This is a genomic window from Pedobacter borealis DSM 19626, assembly GCF_000708285.2.
Classification (GTDB): Bacteria; Bacteroidota; Bacteroidia; order Sphingobacteriales; family Sphingobacteriaceae; genus Pedobacter; species Pedobacter borealis.
In genome coordinates this window covers 43759-64413 of the sequence record NZ_JAUG01000040.1, presented here as the reverse complement: position 1 = coordinate 64413, position 20655 = coordinate 43759, and the positions used below count along the sequence as shown (strand labels likewise).

Below are 20655 nucleotides of genomic sequence, written 5' to 3'. Positions count from 1 at the left end.
AAACACATTATAAGTTTACAAGTTTTAATTATCCGTTTTTAAAATAATTATTAACATCAACTGGCAAAAACAGCGTAAATAGCTGACTATAAAGCGTATTGACTGTGATTAAGATGTGTGGATAATCGATAGATTTTTTGCAACATCGCGGTTCCTTTTCCCTTCTTTGACAAAAATACTATAAATTTATGGTATATACGTAATTAAGAAGTCATGAAAGGATTAGTCATTTTTGCCCTGTTTTTACTATGTTTTATTACAAATAGCTTTTCGCAAAGCGATGAAGAAAGCGCCATCAAAAAAACCATAAACAACCTTTTTATCGGTATGAAGACTGGAGACAGCACATTAACCCGAACCGCCTTTGCACCAGCAGCAATCATGCAAACCATTACGAACAAAGAAAGTAAAACGGGTATACGTACAGAATCTGTTAACGACTTTATCAAATTTATCGGCACTCCACACCAGGAAAAATATGATGAGCGTATTGTGTTTACCAAAATATTAATCGATGGCCCTTTGGCTTCTGTTTGGACAGACTATAAATTTTACCTGGGCGAAAAATTTAGCCATTGTGGGGTGAATTCCTTTCAATTGGTAAAAGGAGATAAGGGCTGGCAGATTGTTTATATTATCGACACCAGGAGAAAAGAGGGATGTAATCCTTAAAGGCCAAATAGCCAGCTATCGCGACGCTATTAATCGTTAAAATAACTTATTAGAGCGTCGTCACCCTGAATTTATTTCAGGGTCTATCTCTTAGATGAAAGATGCTGAAATAAATTCAGCATGACGATAGACTTTATTTACAAGGCAAAAAATAATCATTTTGTAATAGCATTAATCAAACTTCATTATTTTAAACAAAGGGCCGGCGATGTTTCCATGCCAGCCCGTTATTTGGATTTGCTTATAATTATTCTTTTTCCAGATCAGTTGCGCCTTTTTTAAACAGTTCAGCTTGTTTGCTTAAGTTGGAGATTGCTTCTACGCCGCGGCCCGAAAGGGTAGCCTGTTGCGTTTTGGCCTGCGCAGCTGCAGTATAAGCACCCGCAAGTTGTTTATTTAAATAAGATTGCAATTTTAATCTTTCAATTGCAGCGCGAATATTTATTATGCCTTTCTCGGTAACTGCAGGATTATTGTTGGCTCTCAGATACTGAAAATACTGGCCAACCACTGCAAAAACACTATTCCTGTCGCCTGTAAGCATAATGTTATCATAAAATGCCTGATACTCATCTTTTGGTTCGTTGATATATAACGTTGCAATAGAAGGTGCTATATGCGCTTTCGTATCTTCATCTAACGATGCTAAAGCCGCAATGCTCTCTTGTGGAGCCAGTTTGGCTAAACCATCAATACCGGCAGCAATTACCTTGTACGACCTATCTTTTAAGCTTTCTAACACTAAAGTTTTATAAGCCTGATCGCCAGTTTCAGCTAATTTCACAATTGCAGCTGATCTTGCTTCGGTATTTTTATCTGTTTTGGCAATCTGAAGTAAAACCGGTAAAGCCGCTGCTTTAATCTGAGCATCGTCCAGGTTAATCCCATCAATGCTTAAAGCGCGTAAATCTGCCGATTTATCCTTTAAACCTTCTAGCAACACCAACTGGCCGCTCTTGGCTTTGCTCTGCATAATAAATTGCAGCGCTTCAATTCTATTGGCATAACTAGGCGCATTTTTGTATTGAAAATAATAGTTTTCAGCAGTTTTATTGTCGTTTGTTTCTCCGACTAAAATTTTATCTACATCAAAATCGATTAAATCGGGTTTAGCACTTACCTCGAAACCAAAGTTCTGCTCTCGGCTATTGATCAGGATTTCCTTTCTGATTTTTTTACCTCCTGCATAGATATCAATTTTTAACGGCAGTGTAAATGTCTGCACGCTCGAATCCTGTGTTTGTTTAACTTTAATTGTTGCCTTGCCGTTTTCGTATCCATAATCGATACTTAGAACTGGGTGGCCACCATTGTAATACCACTGATTAAAATACGGACTCCAATCTTTTCCGGTAACCTCTTCCATAGCTAAACGCAATTGATGTGTTTCGCCATTTTTAAAGGCATTGGTGGTTAGGTAGCGGTTAAGCGATTTATAAAAAGCAGCATCACCCATCTGGTTTTTTAGTGCATACAGAATGATCGATCCTTTAGCATAGCTGATGTTATCGAACATATCTTCCTTGTCGCCATAATAAAAACGTGCCAAAACAGGGCTTTCTCCTTTTTTGGTCGATCCTAAATAGGATTGCAGTTTACTGTAACGCGATTTATCTTCAGCATCCTGCCCTTCATCATGACCATGCCAGATCACTTCACCAAAGGTGGCAAAAGATTCGTTCATGGTTAAGTTAGACCACGACTCTGCGGTCACATAATCGCCAAACCATTGGTGAAAAAGCTCGTGTGCAATGGTTCCTTCTTCATTTTCATCCAATAACTCGCGATCCGTTTTCTGTACCTGCTCGCCATGTAAAGTAGCTGTTGTATTTTCCATTGCGCCCGAAACGTAATCTCTGGCTACCACCTGTGCATATTTATTCCATGGGTAATCTACCCCTAACAAATTGCTGTAAAACTGGATCATATCAGGTGTTTTGCCAAAAATCTGCTTGGCATAGGGCGCAAATTTCGGTTCGAGGTAATAGCTTACTTCCTTCCCTTTATAGTTATCTTTTGTGATTTTGAATTCGCCAACCGCCATCATAAATAAATATGGCGAATGTGGCAGATCCATTTTCCAGGTATCGGTTCTGGTTCCATCTGCATTGGCTTTCTGGCTCACTAATTTTCCGTTAGAAAGCGTTGTGTATTTCGATTTTACCGTTATCGAAATCTCTTCAGTAGTTTTCTGGTCAGGTTTATCGATCGTTGGAAACCAAGCCGAAGATGATTCCGTTTCACCCTGTGTCCAGATCTGTGTTGGTTTGTTTTTATCGGTACCATCTGGGTTGATAAAATATAAACCTTTAGCATCGGTTATGGCAGCACTCCCCTTTACTTTCAATTCATCGGGTTTAGCGGTGTAAGCAATATACACTGTATACTTTTCGGTATTGGTGTACTTTTTATTTAGGGTGATATAAAGCTTATTATCTTTATAAACATATTTAAGCGGGGTATTTCCTTTTGCGCCAACCAAGGCAATGGCTTTAATATCCATTCCCTGCGCATCGAGGGTTAAAGAGTCGGTAGCATAAAAATGAGGTTTTAAAGTAACCCACTCTTTACCATATAGGTATCGCTTTGCATAATCAAAAGATACATCGAGTTTGGTATGAACCAGATCGTTAACTTTAGTTGCAGTTACACGGTAAACATTTAAATTGTTCGATTTTTCTACAGGCTGTTCCTGTGCAAAAAGTGGATTAGCCATAAAGGCAGAAGCCAGCATCACTCCACAGGCAATAATTTTTTTATTCATTTTTATGTTTTTACAAATTAGTTTTACTTTAAACACTGCTATTTGTGCAAAGTAAAAACGCAAATGTAGCTCCCTTTCTTTTGTTTTTACAAACGCATTGAAATATTTAATTAGTTGCTACTGGCTTTAAAGTGTAACCTTTAAGCTGCAACCCTTTTATCAAGCCTTCGGCACCCACTAAATGACCCGCTCCAACCACAATAAATAACGATTGGTTTTCCATTAGGGCAGGCAACTGGGCTAACCACCGGTTATTTCGGTTTTTTAAGAGCTCGGTCATAAATTCTTTGTTTTCTTCGTCTTGATTTTTAAAGAGTTCAGTTAATTTATCTATATCCTGAGTGATGTAATAAGTTTTCAGTTCCTCCATTTTTTGTTTGCTTTTATCCACTTCCCGGATCGATTTTAGCAATGCTTTCTTTTGTTTTTGCAGATCACTATCAAATAAAAGTGCCCCCTGATATTCGGCCGTTTCTAATCCATATAAAGATTTCGCATTTTTTTTGGCATATGCCTGGAAACTATTATCTATTCCATCACCTACATCTTTTAACATATCCGGATTATCAAAAAGCATGATCATTAGCGTTACCATTGCTGGTTTAAAGTTATTTAGTTGCTTTAATTCAAATCCCGGTTGCTTGGTCTTGAAGTAATCTTCTACCTCTTTAAATTCCGCTTTTGTTAATAAGCTATCGAGCCTGTTGTTTTTCATCATTAAAAACGGTGCCATTTTCTTTTGTATGGTACTGTCCATAACAATTTCACCTACTACCGCATTGGCCGATTTCAATTTTTCTTGCAAAACCTTCATAGTATCAGCAAATTTTGCAGGTATTAGATGGTGTGTACCAAATAAATAAGAAGGTTTTTTTAATCCGTTACCAGAAATTTCCCACAAGAGCGAGTTAGTCGCCTTTTTTGTTTGTGCCGAAAGGGTAATACTGAACCCTAAAAAAGCAACGAGCAATAATTTTATTTTCATCATTCTATTTTATAACAACTGAAGCCTAATTTGATATCATTATTCTTTTGGAAAACTACGCTATTTATATTGCAAAGCAAAAAACACAAATTTATAGCCTTATTTATACCTGGTTATGCTTAAAGGAAGATATTGATTATGGAAATAATTTAAAGACCAGAATGTGACCTCCTTTCTGTTAATTTTTTTGTTTTTTTGTGTAAATCGTTAGATATATGACTACAGATATTCAATCCATTTTAAGCAAACTGGGCATTAATGCAAGCAATGCCGCTTATAGTACGGGCGGCAATTGGGGCGGGGAACTTAATACAAATACATTAGAAAGTTTTTCTCCCGTTGATGGCAAACTGATTGCTTCGGCAAAAGTTGCAAGTGCTGCTGATTATGATGCTGTTGTACATAAAGCGCAGGAAGCATTTACAGCATGGCGTACGGTTCCGGCTCCAAAAAGAGGAGAAATTGTGCGCCAGTTTGGTGATGCCTTACGTGAAAACAAAGATGCGTTAGGCACCCTGGTTTCTTACGAGATGGGTAAAAGTTTGCAGGAGGGTTTTGGTGAAGTGCAGGAAATGATCGATATCTGCGATTTTGCAGTGGGTTTATCCAGACAGCTTTATGGCTTAACCATGCACAGCGAACGCCCAAGCCACCGCATGTACGAACAATGGCATCCACTGGGCATTGTTGGAATCATTTCTGCCTTTAATTTCCCGGTAGCAGTTTGGAGCTGGAATACCGCCCTGGCCCTGGTTTGTGGCAATGTCTGTATCTGGAAACCATCAGAAAAGACACCTTTAACCGCAATTGCCTGTCAACATATTATTGCAAAGGTTTTTAAAGATAACAATATAGCCGAAGGGGTTTGTAATCTCATTTTAGGCGATAGGGAAGTTGGCGAACGCATGACAAATGATGGCCGTATCCCTTTAATTTCTGCCACCGGATCAACACGTATGGGTAAGGCAGTTGGCGCGGCAGTAGGCGCAAGGTTAGGAAAAAGCTTGCTGGAACTTGGTGGTAATAATGCCATTATCATTTCAGAACACGCCGATTTAGACATGAGTTTAATTGGTGCGGTATTCGGTGCTGTTGGTACCGCAGGCCAGCGTTGTACCTCTACCAGGAGACTAATTATCCACGAAAGTGTATATGATGCTTTTACCGCTAAACTGGTTAAAGCTTACGGACAGTTGCGTATTGGAGATCCCTTAGATCAAAATAACCATGTGGGACCACTGATTGATACCGATGCGGTTGCAGCATACTTAGATTCGATTACCAAATGTAAGGAAGAGGGTGGCAATTTTGTGGTAGAGGGCGGCGTTTTATCGGGCAATGCCTATACAAGCGGGTGTTACGTAAAACCATGTATTGCCGAAGTTCAGAATGATTTTAAGATTGTTCAGCACGAAACATTTGCGCCGATTTTATATCTGATTAAATACAAAACATTAGATGAGGCTATTGCTTTGCAAAATGCCGTTCCGCAAGGGTTATCATCGGCCATTATGACTTTGAATTTAAGAGAGGCAGAGCAATTCTTATCGGCTAAAGGCTCTGACTGTGGCATAGCCAATGTAAATATTGGTACTTCGGGCGCAGAAATCGGCGGTGCTTTTGGCGGTGAAAAAGAAACAGGCGGTGGCAGGGAAAGCGGATCTGATGCCTGGAGAGCTTATATGCGCAGGCAAACCAATACCATCAATTATTCGAACACGCTGCCTTTAGCACAGGGGATAAAATTTGACTTATAAAGAATCTTTTTTGATTATGAGCGATCACGGTAAGATTGCTTCGTCGGCTGAAAAAGCCTTCTCGCAATGACGGCAAAAAAAAGGCGCTGAATTTAAATTCAGCGCCTTTGTGGTAAATATATGATGGGGGATTAGAATAGTCTTTCTAATAAATCTATTTGCAAATCATCATAGCGTGATTTATTGTTGTTGGCTAAAATTGGTTTATCTGCTACTCTAATGGTGCTTTCTTGGGCAGTAAAGTCGCCCATTTTAATTTCAGAACCCGATCCGATTAATGCTGAATGTGTTTCAGAAGAACCTGTTAACTTTAATGATGCAGTATCTTTAACCGTAGTTGATAGGTTAACGACATTAGCTGTTATATCTGCTGATGCTTTATCGTTTAAAACAACATTTAAGTTTATCAGGTTAAAGTTTCCTGCGGTAGTTACAGTGGCTGTATTTGATGCTTCAATGGCAGTTAAATTATTTACGTGGGCAATTACAGTTAAGGTATTTTTATCAAAAGAACTGATTCTAAGCTCTCCTCCCTGCTGTTGTACCAAGGCATTTTTGGTATAATATTGATCGTAAACTTCAACACTTTCTTTGGCATCCTGAACAAGGATCAATTTAACGTTTCCGGCTACTACAATTTTACCGATATTTTTAACCTGGGTTATCGCAGTATAATTTGCGTTGTTTTCTGTAGCGTTTGCTACTACTGTTGCGCTACTTAAAGTAACCATTACTAATGCAGCTGCGAATAAATTTTTAATAGAAGTTTTCATGACTTTAATATTTTATGTTTTATAAATCTCTTTTTTAAACCCCTAATTATTAGGTGGTTTTGTAATTAAGACGGCGATCTGTATAAAACGTTTCAGCAAGTTACTGGCTATTATACCATGAGCTTGTATTTATAGACGAACGCCGAATTAAGCTATACGAAAAACGATTGGTTGCAAAGCCTCAAATATTAAAATGAATTGATTATTAGGCAATAATGTTAAAAAAGGTTAAATCATTACACCCAACTAACATATTAGTTTTATATTCGGCAAATAAAACCAAATCCTATCTATGAAACGTCTATTACTCTCGTTGTGTCTTTTTGTTTTTATCTCCACTTATTCGAAAGCACAAAGCCTCCATACCATTAAAGGCCGAACGATTGATACTGCATCGACAACGCTTTTATCCGGAACGGCTATTGCTGTTTTAAATGCAAAAGATTCTACATTGGTAAAATTTACCCGGACAGCAGAAAATGGCTCATTCGAGCTTAGCGGAATTAAAAACGGGAAGTTTATCTTATTGGTTTCTTACCCTAAGTATGCAGATTTTGTAGATCATTTTACGCTCGATTCTACCACTCAGGTTAAAGATTATGGAAAAATTAATCTTACAGGGATGGCCAAAATTCTTGCCGATGTAATTATTAAAGGAAACAGAACAGCCATAAAAATTAAAGGCGATACTACAGAGTTTGATCCCAAAGCATATAATATCGAACCGAACTCCAAGGTTGAGGACCTCATTAAACAGTTTCCGGGCTTTCAGGTAGATAAAGACGGTAAAATTACGGCTCAGGGCAAAACAGTTCCGAAGGTATTGGTAGATGGTGAAGAATTTTTTGGTGATGACCCAACGCTGGTAACTAAAAACCTGCGGGCAGACATGGTAGAATCTGTTCAGCTTTACGATAAAGCAAGCGATCAGGCTAGTTTTACAGGTATTGATGACGGCGAAAAAACCAAAACACTTAACATTAAACTTAAAGAAGATAAAAAGAACGGCTACTTTGGTAAAGTGCAGGGTGGTTATGGAACAAAAGATTTTTATCAGGGTCAGGGAATGTTCAATAAATTTTGGGGCAAAAAGAAATTTTCGGCCTACGGCATTTTAGGCAACAATGGAACGGTAGGTTTAGGCTGGGATGACAGAGATAAATATAGCGGATCAAGCAATTTAACTATGAGTGATGAAGGCGGAATGTATTTTAGCAGTGGAAGTGATGATTTTGATAGTTACGACGGACAGTATAATGGCCAGGGTTTACCTCTAGCCAGAACCGGGGGCTTGCATTTCGATAACAAATGGAACAAAGACAAGGAATCGTTAAACACAAATTATAAAATTGGATCAATCAGGGTTCAGGGTGATAGAAACTCGATAAGTCAGAACAATTTAGCATCTGGAGTACAGAATAATACCTCAAATGAATCATTCGACAATGACATGTTCAGACAAAAACTGGATGCTATGTATGAGCTAAAAATCGATACGACCTTAACCATGAAAGTTAATGTTGATGGCGCATTGAAAAAAAGTAATACCTCAAACCATTTTGTAACTTCAACTTCCGGTGAGAATGATAAATTCCTAAATTCATCAGACAGAACGCTAAGCAATGAGGTAGATGATCAAAGTTTTAACATGAACGTTTTATTCACCAAAAAGTTAAAGAAAAAGGGGCGCACATTATCATTAAACTTAAATCAATCGATCAACAAAAGTAATAGTGAAGGATACTTAAACTCGCTTAACAAACGGGCAAATGAGACTGGAACAGGAATAATAGATAGTCTTACCAATCAATTAAAGACCAACGATATAACAAATAGTGCTTTTAAGTTAAATGCGGCTTACACTGAACCCCTTTCAAAAACCTTAACCGTAATTATTAACTATGGCCTAAGTTTAATGAACGGGAAATCAGATCGGCTATCCTTTAATCAATCTGGAAGTGGCAGATATGATATTTTAGACACGCTCTACAGTAACAACTTTGAACTGAACCAGACCATCAATCAGGCCGGTGCAATTTTCAATTATAAAAAAGGCAAAACCGTTATCAATTTTGGCTCGAAATTTAGTGGGGTAAATTTTAAGCAGGATGATATTTACCATAACAAAACCTATGTAAGAAACTTTATTAATTATATGCCCCAGGCAACTTATCAATATCGTTTTTCTCAGCAAAAATCATTACGGATTAGTTATTACGGCAATACCAATCAACCTTCGCTCGATCAACTGCAACCAGTTAGGGTAAATAATGACCCATTTAATGTTGTTGAAGGAAATCAAGATTTAAGACCATCATTCAGAAGCAATATTAATGCGAATTATAACTCTTACAAAGTTTTAACCAGCCAATCGATTTGGTTAAGCGGCTCCTACAGTTTTACTACAAATCCGATTATTAGTGATGTAACCACCAATGGTGTTGGTAAAAGTACCTATCGCTACATCAATTACAATGATAAAATGCAGACAAATTTTTATTTGTATGGACAGATAAGCAGGAAAATAAACGCTCTTGGCGAAATAAACTTAGGTTTAAATGTAAACGCAAATGGGAATTCTTCTTATAATTTTATTACCACTGATTTAGGCCGGACCTTAAATAACACTAAAAACTATAGCTACGGCGGAGGTATCAATATTTCGAAATACAAAGATAAAAGTTATAGTTTTTATACCCGTTTTGGCCCATCGTATAATATGGCAAGAGCAAGTATCGGTAGGAATAGTGATGGATGGGGATGGACTGGCTATGCTTCAGGTAATAAACAATTACCTGGAAAATTTGAAATATCTACAGATGCCGAATACCAATACAACGGAAAAACACAAGTGTTAACAGAAAGCTTTGAGCGCCTTATCTGGAATGCATCATTAAGCAAAAAATTCTTCAAATCAGAAAACTTAAGATTCTCAGCAACTGTAAATGATATTCTTAATCAGAATATCGGTTTTAATCGTTCGGCATCTAATACCTCGATTAGCCAAAGCAGTTATACTACCATTAGAAGATATTTAATGTTCTCCGTATCGTGGGATTTTAATAAAATGGGCGGCGGTATCAAAACACAAAAATAACAACCATGAAAACTACACTAAAATATATCATCTTATTTGCTGTTATTTTCATCAGCAAGAGCTTATCCGCACAAAATATACACTTCGTAAAAAATGGGGTGATCGAATTTGAGAAAAGATCAAATATGTACGCCTTGATCAAAAAGAGGATCAATAAGGATAATGAGACCTATATGGCCCAGGCTTTTGATCAATACAAGAAAAATAATCCTCAATTCAAGGTTGCTAAAAGTACCTTGAGCTTCACCAAAGATAAAAGTCTATATAAGTGGCCAACAGTAGAAGAAACAGTGAACAACAACTGGTTATCAACAGATGTGCTGGCAGATTTAAAAAATACCATTGCTACAAATTTCGATCAGCAAACCAGTACCACACAAAAAAGCGTGTATGAAGATACTTATTTAGTTAAGGATAGTCTACGTAAGATTAACTGGAAAATTACTGACGAAACAAGAGAAATTGCAGGTTATGAATGCCGTAGGGCAAATGCTATCATTATGGACTCGGTTTATGTTGTGGCTTATTATTCGAATCAGATTGCAGTTTCAGGCGGTCCTGAATCTTTTACCGGATTACCCGGTATGATTTTAGGTTTAGCTTTACCCCACGAAAATGTAACCTGGTTTGCAACTAAAGTGACAGAAGTTACAGTGCCAGAAAAAGATTTAGCACCACCTACAAAAGGAAAGCCGACTGATAACAAAGGTTTAAAAGCAATATTACTTGGCGCGATGAAAAACTGGGGCGAATATGCACATCCGATATATAAGGCTTTTTCACTTTAAGATGTTGATTCCGTTTTTATAATAATACCTATTTTAGCTAATCATTAGTATAGCTATGTATAGTGCACTTTATAACCACATTAATAGATTTATAGATTTGAATAGCGATGAACAAGAAACCCTTGCATTGCTACTCAAATCTTTTTCCGTTAAAAAGAAGGCTTTTTTATTAGAAGAAGGACAAACTTGCAGGGCAAATTATTTTGTGATAAAAGGCTGCCTGAGGCTTTACTTCATTGACATTAAGGGGGCTGAACAAACCATTCAATTTGCCATCGAAAACTGGTGGATTACCGATCTAACCAGCTTTCTATTTCATGAGCAATCTGAATTTTATATCCAGGCAGCAGAAAGCACTGAAGTGATCGCCATCGAACATCACCATTATGATGAAATGTTCCATAAACTCCCTAAGCTGGAAAGGTACTTCAGACTGATTTTGCAAAAAAACCATCAAGCTTCACAGCGAAGAATAAAGTTCCTGTACAGCCAAACAGCAGAGGAAAGATACCATCATTTTAATCGTTTATTCCCTGAATTTGTACAGCGTGTACCACAGTATATGCTGGCTTCTTACCTCGGCTTTACTCCCGAATTTTTGAGTAAAATCAGGGCTAAGAAATAGGGTTTTGTTAACCGCAGAACACACAGCGTGCTCATTTAACATGGGCCACGGAGACACAGAAAGCACTGATAAATATAGTACGGGTATGGAAAAAGAAAACAAATGATCTGTGAGGACACAGACCATGGAAACACTCCGTGTTAATCCGTGTTTCCGTGGCACAAAATGTGTCCTTTGTGTTAGCTAATCATTTCTTAAACTACATTAAGTTTTTTGATCTTGAAGTTGCAGAACTTTACATCGTAATCAAAAAACAAATAAAATGGAAAGTAGAATTGATATCCCAAAAGTAGAACCAGCAGCTTACCAGGCCATGTACGGTTTAGAGAAATATTTATCAACCAGTAAACTAGATCCAATTCTTTTAGAACTGATTAAAATGCGTGCATCGCAACTTAACGGCTGTGCATTTTGCTTAAATATGCACTCAACCGATGCCCGCAAAATAGGTGAAACAGAACAACGTTTGTATTTACTAAACGCCTGGAGAGAAACAACTTTATTTACACCGCAAGAAGAAGCTGTTTTAGCTTTAACCGAAGAAGTAACCTTAATCAGCCACCATGTTTCTGATGCAACTTATCAAAAAGCGGCGAGCTTTTTTAACGAGCAGGAATTAGCACAAATTATTATGGCTATAGTTACTATTAATGCCTGGAACAGACTAGCCATTACCGCTAAAGTAATGGTTGGATAACCAGATGCTGATTTCAGCTTATCACAAAGACACCATAACACTTGGTTAACATTTAAAATAACCTGGTACTGGTGTCTCTGTGGTTTAAATTCTATTGGTAAGGTGTTCCTTTATAGGACCCTTAACAATAACCCTTTTAAGTATTCTCCCTCTGGGAAAGAAATCCGGACCGGATGATCTTCTGGTTGGCAGAATTGTTTAATAATCTGAACTTCTTTGCCTGCATCAAGTGCCGCCCAGGCGATAATCTGTTTAAAGGTTTCGATATCAACCGCTCCGGAACAAGAAAAAGTAGCCAATAAGCCCCCTTTTTCAAGCAACAACATGCCTAAACGGTTTAAATCTTTATAGGCTCTTGCCGCGCGGTCTAATGCCGAACGCGATGGTGCATATTTAGGTGGATCGAGCACAATCACATCAAACAGTTCTCCTGAGTCTTTGAAAGCCCGGAGTTGTTTATTTACATCTGATTGTATGGCTGTTACTTTATTTACATCGAATTTGTTTAAGGCTACGTTTTGTTTTAGTGTTTCTACAGCTAAACCTGAACTATCAACACTAGTAATGCTTGCAGCACCATTAGCTAAACTATTTAAGCTAAAACCACCGCTGTAACTGAAACAGTCTAAAACTTTTTTACCTTTTGTATAACTGGCTAAAATGTGTCTGTTATCGCGCTGATCACAATAAAATCCTGATTTTTGTCCTTCTGCGATATTGATGTGGTAAATAATTCCATTTTCTTTTACCTCCAAAAATTCTGGCGGGTTTTCACCCCAGAGCAGTCCGTTTTCGATGGGTAAACCTTCATGGGTACGGGCAGTAGCGTCACTTTTATCAAAGATCCCTTTTGGATTTAATTCAGTTTTTAAAATTTCTACGATTTCTGCTTTCACTTTTTCGATTCCTGAACTTAAAATCTGAAGAGAAAGAAAATCAGCATATTGATCAACAATTAAACCTGGAAGGAAATCAGCTTCGCTAAATACCAGTCGGCAGGTATTGGTCTGTTCGCCTAAAATAAACTGACGTGAAACAATAGCCTGTTTTAAGCGGTTCTGGTACCAGTTGTTATCAATGGTTTGAGCTTCATCCCATTCCAAAAGACGAACGGCAACACGCGAATTGCTGTTGTAATAACCATAGGCTAGAAATTCATTGTCGAAAGCAAAAACTTTTACTACATCACCATCTTCAGGTTTTCCCTTAACTTTTTCCAATGCTCCGGAAAATACCCATGGATGTCTTTGTAATGCCGCTTTTTCTTTGCCCTTTTTTAATGTGATTTCTACCATGCTGCAAAGGTAATAATTTGTAGGGAGTTTAGCGTGCCGTGCATCAGCCGCATACCGCTAAACACCTTGCGCAAATCGACAACCGCCTGGCGATCAGCGCTTCTTCACCAATTCGGTGTCCAAAACCTTTGTTTCGAATTCAGTTACGGGTCTTTTGGCTTCAATCATCGAGATTAACAGTTCGGTAGCTACCTGCCCCATTTCGAATGCGGGTTGTTTAACCGAGGTTAGAGATGGTGAAAATAATTCGACCAGGTTAGAATTAGTAAAACCTGCGATTGCAATTTTATGTGCCACCTCAGGATTGGTTTTCTTTAGCGCCATAATGCAGCCGGTAGTTAAGCGGTCGCTCGAAATAAAAATCCCATCTGGCTGTAACGGCAAAAGTTCTTTAACCGCCTGTTCCAGCTCTGCACTGTGCATACCGCCATGCTGGCAATATTTAACCAGCTCAGGCCTAAATTCGATATGATATTTAACCAAGGCTGCTTTATAACCTTCTAACCTTTCTTTTGTTATCGAAAGATTTTCGGAATTTGTTAAATGGGCAATGGTTCGTTTTCCTGATAAAATAAGATGTTCTGTGGCATCAAAAGAACCTTTAAAATTATTCGCGATTACCTTATGTGTTTCAAAATCTTTAGGCACACGATCGAAAAAAACAATTGGTAAGCCCTTAGCATATAAACTCCGCAGGTAATCAATATCCTGTGTTTCAGACGATAGCGCGATCAATAAACCATCAATAGAGCGTGATGCAAGGTGCTCAACATTCAATTTCTCCTGCTTGTAAGATTCGTGACTTTGAGAGATGATGACTTGATAATCTTTATCATAAGCAATGGATTCGATACCATTTATCACCTACATAGGTGAAAATTAGGGTAGCGCCTTTAGCTGGAATAGTAATTTTGTAAACTCCATTCGCATCTGTACTCGCTCCAATTTTCGAATCCTTTATCGATACACTCATGCCTATACTGGGGCAGGCGTAACGCTTTCGGGTATTGAATTTGATGGAACAGCCAGTACATCGCTTTATTTCCTTAATTTTATTGGCACACAGGCAGCCAATGGTGCAGCAGCAACTTTTACCAATGTAGTGGTGGATAACTGTATTGCACATGGCTCTGTAACGTCGTTTTTAAGAGGTGATAGAGGCACGGCCGCCCGCGATTTTAAAATCACAGGCATTACGGTTAATAATTCGATTGTTTACGACATGGGCTTAAATGGTGCATCTGCATATTATACTTTTCACCTAAATAAAATGCAGTTCAATACCCTTACCATATCTAAATCTACTTTTTACAATGCAGGCCCTGGCCTGGTTACAGCGAGCACCACTTATACAGGGGATGTTATCCCGACAGTTTCGATCACCAATTCGACCTTTAATGGTTTTGGTGGCAATGCCAAGTACGCCCTGTTAGATGCAAATGCCAATCCGATCAATTTTACCATTTTGAACAGCATTTTTGCAAATACACCAAAATCGGGTACGGTTAACGCTGCTGCCATTAGGGGCACAGGTGCAGGAAGTACATTGAAGATTTCGAACAGTAATTACTTCAACCTGTTCAGCGCCCTAACCGGCGGAACAGCACTAACCTTTGGAACAGCAACTTTAGCAAGTAATCAATCTATCAATACCGGCTGGACAGCCTCAACAACTGATTTCACTATAGCTGTTGGTTCGCCTTTAAGAAGTGCAGGAAGCACCGGTGGTCCGATCGGCGATCCAAGGTGGACATACTAACAAAAATTATAGGGCAGGTTTTAATCTGCCCTTTTTAATGAGAATATCTCTCGATAGGATACATATCTACAGATTCCATAGAAAAATCGTCATCTCGACCGGAGCATCGCGAAGTGTTCCAAAGGAACTCCTTCGGAGGAGAGATCTGCCCAGATAGATCTCTCGGCTACGTTGCACTCCGCTCGAGATGACGACTCTTGGGTAATGACAATCCAAGAGTTGTTAATTAAAATTAAATTCAGATCTTAACTGACCAAATGACAAGAATATCCTACTTCAAGCTGATCACGCTACTCCTCTTCAATATATCCTTTATTTACGTCCATGCCCAGGATCCCAAATACCCTTCAGAAATAACTGTTGCGCAGGATGGCAGTGGAAATTACAAAACCATTCAGGAGGCTGTTAATTCGGTGAGGGATTTGGGCGAGAAAGCAGTTAAAATTCATGTTAAAAACGGAACCTATAAAGAGAAGCTGATTATTCCCTCTTGGAAGATTAAAATTTCTATAATTGGAGAGGATACTGAAAATACCATCATCACCTTTGATGATTATTCAGGGAAGTCCAATGCATCAGGTAAGGATGTTTTTGGTAATGCTAAATTCAGCACTTATACCTCATTCACAGTACTTGTTCAGGGAAGTGATACCCAGCTAGAAAATTTAACTATTATCAATTCATCTGGAAGAGTTGGACAGGCGGTAGCCTTACATGTAGAAGGCGATCGTTTTAAAGCAAAGAACTGCAGGTTTTTGGGCAATCAGGATACGCTTTATGCTGCAATCGAAAATAGCCGGCAATACTATCAAAATTGTTATATTGAAGGCACAACGGATTTTATTTTTGGTAAGGCTACGGTTGTTTTTCAACATTGCACCATCAAAGACTTAAGTGACTCATACGTTACAGCAGCATCAACCTCTGCCCGGCAAAAGTTTGGATTTGTTTTTATAAATTGTACGCTCATTGCAGATGAAACTGTAACAAAAGCTTATCTCGGCAGACCATGGAGGCCTTATGCAAAAACGGTATTCATCACCTGCAATCTGGGGAAACATATTTTGCCCGAAGGTTGGAATCCATGGAAAGGTGATCTGATGTTCCCTAATAAGGAATTGACCGTTTTTTATGCAGAATATAAAAGTAAGGGCCATGGCGCGCCACCTAAAACGAGGTTAACCTGGGCAAAACAATTAACAGATAAAGAGGCAAAAAACTATACTTTAAAAAATATATTAGGTGGAACGGATCAATGGAATCCAGCTAAATAAAATAACTGATAAAAACATGAACAAGAATTTCTTTAAAATTTTGGCGGCAGGAACAATAGCCGTTTTATTTTCTTTTACATTCATCCCAAAGAAAACAAAACTCTATATCATTGGCGACTCTACCGCAGCAAATAAAGAAGAAAAAGCGTATCCGGAAACAGGTTGGGGCATGGCATTACAATCTTATTTAAGGCTGATGTTACCGTTGATAACCGGGCTTTAAACGGAAGGAGTACAAAATCTTTCAGGGCAGAGAAACGCTGGGACCCAATATTGGCCGAATTAAACCCAGGCGATTATGTTTTTATCGAATTCGGGCATAACGATGAGAAAGTCGATAAACCAGCAGTCGGTGTATCCTTAGCAGATTTCAAGATCAATCTGGTTAATTATGTAAAAGAAACCAGAAGTAAAAAAGCTTTCCCTGTTTTATTGACGCCAATCTCCCGCAGAAGTTTCAAGAACGGGGTTTTGCTCGATTCTCATGGAGATTACCCCCGAATTACCCGCCAGGTTGCTGATTCTTTAGGTGTTCCTTTAATTGATATGCTGGTTAAAACCGAAAGTTTATTAAACCGCTTAGGTGAAGAGCCATCCATTAAATTATTCAATTATGTTGATTCTGGAAATGTGAACTACCCAAATGGCAAGAAAGACAATACACATTTAAGCCCAGAAGGGGCTAAACAAGTTGCCGGTTTAGTGGTAAAAGGGATTAAAGAGTTAAACTTGGTGAAGAGTTTGAAGTAAAAAATATAGTTTATCATCCTGAACGCAGTGAAGGATCTGTTCGCGATGAGCAATACACGCCAATTAACATACTGGCTTTGCTGTTAGCCTTACGAACCTGTGTTCCATCCTTTAAGGATTCTTCACTGCGTTCAGAATGACAGCTAAAGAATATTAAACAAAAAAGCCGCAAATTCAGAGATTATAATCTGTGAGTCTGCGGCTTAGTTTTTATAATTTATTTAAAAAATATACTTCGTACTTAAAAAGTTCGAATCATCGCCTTTAACAATTTCGTTCAATAACTTTTTATTATCATCTGTAAATTTAGTCGCTACCAACGAACGGATCGAGAACGAACGCAATGCATCCACTACAGAAAGCGTGCCTTCTGCACTGTCTTTACGACCGGTAAAAGGGAAAGCATCTGGTCCTCGCTGACATTGGCAGTTAATATTTACGCGACTTACCTGGTTAACCAAAGGATCGATCAATGAAGAAATTACCGCAGCGTTGTTGCTAAAAATACTCACCTGCTGGCCGTGTGGCGAACCGATTAAATATTCGATAGGCTCTTCCAGATCATCAAACGGAACAACAGGAACAATCGGACCAAACTGCTCTTCGCGGTATAGTTTCATATTGCTGTTTACCGGATACATAATGGCTGGGTAAACGAAAGTTTCTAAGGTTTGTCCACCATTTTTATTGATCACTTTAGCGCCGTGAGAAACTGCATCATCAATACATTCCTTTAAGTATTCAGGTTTGTTCAGCTCAGGCAGCGGTGTAAGGTTTACGCCTTTCTCCCATGGCATACCAAATTTCAGTTTCTCTACTTCAGCGGATAAACGTTTTAAAAACTCCTGTGCTAAACTGCGGTGAACATAAACAATTTTAATCGCGGTACAACGCTGTCCGTTAAAAGAAAGCGAACCCAGCACTGTTTCCGAAACGGCTAAATCCAGGTTGGCATCTTTAGTAATGATTGCAGCGTTTTTAGCATCCAAACCTAAAATTGCCCTTAAACGGTTTACTTTAGGGTGCAGTTTTTTCAGTTCGTTGGCTACTTTACTCGATCCGATCAAGGTAAGCACATTAATTTTTCCCGATTTCATTAGTCCTGGCACAATGGTATTGCCACGACCATAAATGGTATTTACAACACCTTTAGGGAAGCTGGAACAGAAAGCCTCCAATAAAGGATAGTGCAATAAGGTACCATGTTTAGGTGGTTTGAATAAAAGCGTATTCCCCATAATTAAAGCTGGAATAAGCGTAGTAAAAGTTTCGTTTAAAGGATAATTAAATGGCCCCATACAAAGCACCACACCAAGCGGAGAGCGGCGAACCTGGGCAACAATTCCCTGCTCAATTTCAAAACGTGATGATTGCCTGTCGATATCTTTCAGCGCATCGATAGTGGCATAGATGTACTCAACCGTACGGTCGAATTCTTTAACCGAATCGGCATAAGATTTACCGATCTCCCACATAATTAATTTCGCAACAATTTCTTTTTGCTCAATCATTTTATGAGTGAAGTTTTCTACGCAGCTAATCCGATCAGCTACGCTCATGGTTGGCCATTGTCCGCGGCCGTTATTATAAGCGGCTACAGCTGCATCTAAAGCTTCTGTCGACTCTTTTTCTGTACAAACAGGAAAACTACCAATACGCTTTCGTTTTAAGCCTTCGGGGGTTTTTACGCATACCGGAGAAAACACTTCATTAAATGGTCCATTCCATGGTTTCATCTCTCCATTTGAAAGAAACTCTTTTTGATTGATTTCTTCCTTGAGCCTAAATTCATCTGGAATCTGGCTCTCTTCAACGAAAATACTTTCGAGGTTTAGCGATGTACTCAATTTGGGGTTGTTGTTAGGGTTAAATTAATGTTAAGTCTATAGTTTAAGTATAGATTTACTGTTGTAAAAAGACCGAGTATCAGGATTACTTATAATCCTGATAGCCTCGGCCTTTAAATTATTTTAGTTCGATAACTTTATATTTTGGCACTAAGGTTTTCATTACTGTCCAGCCAATGAGGTAACATACGGCACAGATAGAGAAGATAATAAAATAACCTGCTTCTTCACCTTTAAAACCCATAAAAACAATCTCATTTTTGCCTGTATAATCAAACAATAAACCAGAGCCTTTATTGATAATGAAAGAGCCTAATCCGCCTGCCATACCGCCAATACCCGTAATGGTGGCAATTGCCTTTTTAGGGAACATATCGCCTACGGTTGAAAATATATTTGCCGACCATGCCTGGTGAGCCGCACCTGCAATACCGATAATGATTACCGGAATCCAATAAGTAATGTACCCAAGAGGTTGTGCAGCTAAGGCTAAAAGTGGGAAAAATGCAAAAATCAGCATTGCTCTCATTCTACCTTCATACGGGTTCATGCCTTTTTTATCAACGAAATAGGTTGGTAACCATCCACCGATAATAGACAGTAAGGTAATCATATAAAGTACAAATAAAGGAAGGGCACTTTGTGTAGAATTCATGCCATAAACAGATTTTAAATAGGCTGGTGTCCAGAATAAAAAGAACCACCAAACCCCATCGGTCATAAATTTACCAAAAGCAAAAGCCCAGGTTTGTTTATATTTAAAACAGTCGATAAAAGAAACTTTTTCTTTAGTCTCTTCTACATAGTCAGCCATTTTACGATCGTTGATCACATCCTGCTGAATATAAGCCAACTCTTCAGGACTAACTCTTTTATGCAACTCCGGTTTGTTATACACAAACACCCATAATCCCATCCATAAAAAACCAAGTGCACCGATAATGATGAACGACATTTCCCATCCGTAAGCTTTTGCAATAAAAGGAATGGTAATCGGTGCAGCTAGTGCACCAACAGTAGCTCCTGCATTGAAAATACTGGTTGCAAATGCCCTGTCTTTTTTAGGGAAATACTCGGCTGTGGCTTTAATCGCTGCAGGAAAATTTCCTGCCTCTCCAACAGCCAATACAAAGCGGGCAAAAATAAACAGGGTAACACTTACCGAAACAATTAACCCGGTATCGTTAACACGGGCAATAACTTCTTTAGCACCCTCAAATCCTACAAACCAGTTTCCATTGATGATCCCAGCTGTGGCGATACCACAGAAGGCATGTAAACAGGCTCCAATAGACCAAACACCTATTGCCCATAAAAAGCCTTTTTTGGTATCTAGTTTATCAACCAAACGACCTGCAAAAAGCATCGATATTGCATAGAAAATAGAGAACAGGGCAGTTATATTTCCATAATCATTATTATCCCAATGAAATTCTGGTTTAATAAAATCTGTCCAGGTTAACGAAAGTACCTGCCGGTCTAAATAATTTATGGTTGTAGCTAGAAATAACAGCAAACATATGGTCCATCTGTATTTGCTTGTTTTGGGTTGGTTCATTTGGTTAGGGTGTG

The 20655-nt window shown here is 38.5% G+C and carries 18 protein-coding genes; 10 read left to right on the top strand and 8 right to left on the bottom strand.

Annotated features, from left to right (window positions below):
* Positions 1-213 precede the first annotated feature (213 nt).
* Positions 214-672: a nuclear transport factor 2 family protein gene (locus AW17_RS12630; RefSeq protein WP_029276915.1), complete on the top strand. Its 459-nt coding sequence runs from the start codon at positions 214-216 to the stop codon at positions 670-672.
* Positions 673-919: 247 nt separating this feature from the next.
* Here the strand turns inward: AW17_RS12630 and AW17_RS12625 are convergent, their stop codons facing one another.
* Positions 920-3436, bottom strand: coding sequence for a M1 family aminopeptidase (locus tag AW17_RS12625; protein ID WP_036669838.1), 2517 nt, complete (start codon positions 3434-3436; stop codon positions 920-922).
* 106 nt (positions 3437-3542) lie between these two features.
* On the bottom strand, positions 3543-4424 hold the full coding sequence (locus AW17_RS12620) for a TraB/GumN family protein (RefSeq protein ID WP_083488699.1): 882 nt from the start codon (positions 4422-4424) through the stop codon (positions 3543-3545).
* A gap of 212 nt (positions 4425-4636) precedes the next feature.
* Between AW17_RS12620 and amaB the strand changes: the two genes are divergently transcribed.
* Positions 4637-6178: an L-piperidine-6-carboxylate dehydrogenase gene (gene amaB, locus AW17_RS12615; protein ID WP_029276909.1), complete on the top strand. Its 1542-nt coding sequence runs from the start codon at positions 4637-4639 to the stop codon at positions 6176-6178.
* A gap of 131 nt (positions 6179-6309) precedes the next feature.
* Here the strand turns inward: amaB and AW17_RS12610 are convergent, their stop codons facing one another.
* On the bottom strand, positions 6310-6951 hold the full coding sequence (locus tag AW17_RS12610; protein WP_029276907.1) for a GIN domain-containing protein: 642 nt from the start codon (positions 6949-6951) through the stop codon (positions 6310-6312).
* A 292-nt stretch (positions 6952-7243) separates the two neighbouring features.
* Between AW17_RS12610 and AW17_RS12605 the strand changes: the two genes are divergently transcribed.
* The 4 genes from AW17_RS12605 to AW17_RS12590 all read left to right on the top strand — a co-directional run bounded on the left by AW17_RS12605 (position 7244) and on the right by AW17_RS12590 (position 12158).
* On the top strand, positions 7244-10048 hold the full coding sequence (locus AW17_RS12605; protein WP_029276906.1) for an outer membrane beta-barrel family protein: 2805 nt from the start codon (positions 7244-7246) through the stop codon (positions 10046-10048).
* 5 nt (positions 10049-10053) lie between these two features.
* Complete coding sequence (locus AW17_RS12600) at positions 10054-10836, top strand: GLPGLI family protein (RefSeq protein ID WP_029276904.1); 783 nt, start codon at positions 10054-10056, stop codon at positions 10834-10836.
* A 55-nt stretch (positions 10837-10891) separates the two neighbouring features.
* A complete protein-coding gene (locus AW17_RS12595; protein ID WP_029276902.1) occupies positions 10892-11461 on the top strand; it encodes a Crp/Fnr family transcriptional regulator in 570 nt (189 codons plus the stop codon).
* Between the two features lie 262 nt (positions 11462-11723).
* Positions 11724-12158 carry a carboxymuconolactone decarboxylase family protein gene (locus AW17_RS12590; protein WP_029276900.1) on the top strand — a complete coding sequence of 145 codons (435 nt, stop codon included), beginning with the start codon at positions 11724-11726 and terminating at the stop codon, positions 12156-12158.
* 110 nt (positions 12159-12268) lie between these two features.
* Here the strand turns inward: AW17_RS12590 and AW17_RS12585 are convergent, their stop codons facing one another.
* The 3 genes from AW17_RS12585 to AW17_RS25395 form a co-directional block, all read right to left on the bottom strand.
* Positions 12269-13453 (bottom strand): class I SAM-dependent rRNA methyltransferase, encoded by a 1185-nt coding sequence (locus tag AW17_RS12585; protein ID WP_029276899.1) that lies wholly within the window; start codon positions 13451-13453, stop codon positions 12269-12271.
* Between the two features lie 93 nt (positions 13454-13546).
* Complete coding sequence (locus AW17_RS12580) at positions 13547-14317, bottom strand: substrate-binding domain-containing protein (RefSeq protein WP_245235060.1); 771 nt, start codon at positions 14315-14317, stop codon at positions 13547-13549.
* Positions 14286-14426: a carboxypeptidase-like regulatory domain-containing protein gene (locus AW17_RS25395; protein ID WP_425339099.1), complete on the bottom strand. Its 141-nt coding sequence runs from the start codon at positions 14424-14426 to the stop codon at positions 14286-14288. The genes AW17_RS12580 and AW17_RS25395 overlap by 32 nt, the downstream gene beginning before the upstream one ends.
* Before the next feature lie 132 nt (positions 14427-14558).
* Between AW17_RS25395 and AW17_RS12575 the strand changes: the two genes are divergently transcribed.
* From AW17_RS12575 to AW17_RS12565, 4 genes are all read left to right on the top strand, one after another.
* The gene (locus AW17_RS12575) at positions 14559-15212 is read left to right on the top strand and encodes a DUF5123 domain-containing protein (protein WP_029276895.1); all 654 of its coding nucleotides are present in this window, start codon (positions 14559-14561) and stop codon (positions 15210-15212) included.
* A 257-nt stretch (positions 15213-15469) separates the two neighbouring features.
* Entirely contained in the window at positions 15470-16486 is a 1017-nt protein-coding gene (locus tag AW17_RS12570; protein ID WP_029276893.1) for a pectinesterase family protein, read from the top strand.
* A 16-nt stretch (positions 16487-16502) separates the two neighbouring features.
* On the top strand, positions 16503-16709 hold the full coding sequence (locus AW17_RS24920) for a hypothetical protein (protein ID WP_245235059.1): 207 nt from the start codon (positions 16503-16505) through the stop codon (positions 16707-16709).
* Positions 16649-17236: a rhamnogalacturonan acetylesterase gene (locus AW17_RS12565; protein ID WP_245235058.1), complete on the top strand. Its 588-nt coding sequence runs from the start codon at positions 16649-16651 to the stop codon at positions 17234-17236. Before AW17_RS24920 ends, AW17_RS12565 begins: the two co-directional genes overlap by 61 nt.
* Positions 17237-17457: 221 nt before the next feature.
* Here AW17_RS12565 and AW17_RS12560 read toward each other — a convergent pair whose 3' ends face one another.
* On the bottom strand, positions 17458-19083 hold the full coding sequence (locus AW17_RS12560) for an NADP-dependent glyceraldehyde-3-phosphate dehydrogenase (protein WP_029276891.1): 1626 nt from the start codon (positions 19081-19083) through the stop codon (positions 17458-17460).
* A gap of 118 nt (positions 19084-19201) precedes the next feature.
* On the bottom strand, positions 19202-20641 hold the full coding sequence (locus AW17_RS12555; RefSeq protein ID WP_029276889.1) for an MFS transporter: 1440 nt from the start codon (positions 20639-20641) through the stop codon (positions 19202-19204).
* Positions 20642-20655 lie beyond the last annotated feature (14 nt).

Coding starts and splice junctions, on each gene's coding strand:
- AW17_RS12630 (WP_029276915.1), top strand. CDS start 214: ATGAAAGGATTAGTCATTTTTGCCCTGTTTTTACTATGTTTTATTACA.
- AW17_RS12625 (WP_036669838.1), bottom strand. CDS start 3,436: ATGAATAAAAAAATTATTGCCTGTGGAGTGATGCTGGCTTCTGCCTTT.
- AW17_RS12620 (WP_083488699.1), bottom strand. CDS start 4,424: ATGATGAAAATAAAATTATTGCTCGTTGCTTTTTTAGGGTTCAGTATT.
- amaB (WP_029276909.1), top strand. CDS start 4,637: ATGACTACAGATATTCAATCCATTTTAAGCAAACTGGGCATTAATGCA.
- AW17_RS12610 (WP_029276907.1), bottom strand. CDS start 6,951: ATGAAAACTTCTATTAAAAATTTATTCGCAGCTGCATTAGTAATGGTT.
- AW17_RS12605 (WP_029276906.1), top strand. CDS start 7,244: ATGAAACGTCTATTACTCTCGTTGTGTCTTTTTGTTTTTATCTCCACT.
- AW17_RS12600 (WP_029276904.1), top strand. CDS start 10,054: ATGAAAACTACACTAAAATATATCATCTTATTTGCTGTTATTTTCATC.
- AW17_RS12595 (WP_029276902.1), top strand. CDS start 10,892: ATGTATAGTGCACTTTATAACCACATTAATAGATTTATAGATTTGAAT.
- AW17_RS12590 (WP_029276900.1), top strand. CDS start 11,724: ATGGAAAGTAGAATTGATATCCCAAAAGTAGAACCAGCAGCTTACCAG.
- AW17_RS12585 (WP_029276899.1), bottom strand. CDS start 13,453: ATGGTAGAAATCACATTAAAAAAGGGCAAAGAAAAAGCGGCATTACAA.
- AW17_RS25395 (WP_425339099.1), bottom strand. CDS start 14,426: ATGAGTGTATCGATAAAGGATTCGAAAATTGGAGCGAGTACAGATGCG.
- AW17_RS12570 (WP_029276893.1), top strand. CDS start 15,470: ATGACAAGAATATCCTACTTCAAGCTGATCACGCTACTCCTCTTCAAT.
- AW17_RS24920 (WP_245235059.1), top strand. CDS start 16,503: ATGAACAAGAATTTCTTTAAAATTTTGGCGGCAGGAACAATAGCCGTT.
- AW17_RS12555 (WP_029276889.1), bottom strand. CDS start 20,641: ATGAACCAACCCAAAACAAGCAAATACAGATGGACCATATGTTTGCTG.